The organism is Alkalihalophilus lindianensis (genome assembly GCF_032843265.1).
In the GTDB taxonomy this organism is placed as follows: Bacteria; Bacillota; Bacilli; order Bacillales; family Bacillaceae_D; genus Alkalihalophilus; species Alkalihalophilus lindianensis.
In genome coordinates this window covers 1-270 of the sequence record NZ_JAWJBA010000360.1, presented here as the reverse complement: position 1 = coordinate 270, position 270 = coordinate 1, and the positions used below count along the sequence as shown (strand labels likewise).

The 270-nt window shown below is 36.3% G+C and carries 1 protein-coding gene; it reads left to right on the top strand.

Annotated elements, in window-relative coordinates:
* Window positions 1-270, top strand: a 270-nt coding sequence (locus RYX56_RS22575; RefSeq protein WP_317124150.1) for a YceI family protein, incomplete at both ends; no start/stop codon positions are given.

The window sequence follows — 270 nt, the reverse complement described above, 5'->3', positions numbered from 1 at the left end:
CATCAATTGTTTTTCAATTTGATGTAGGAAGCATTGACACGCGTAATGAGGATCGCGATAATCACTTAAAATCTGCAGACTTCTTCGATATTGCAAATAACCCAACCATTGATTTTAGATCAACAAACATTACTAAAAATGGAGATGACTACAAAGTCACTGGTGATTTAACGATTAAAGGCGTAACAAAACCGGTAACTTTTGATGTTGAATTTGGTGGAAAAGGTGTAAACCCATGGGGAGTTGAAGTTTACGGTTTTGAAGCTGAAG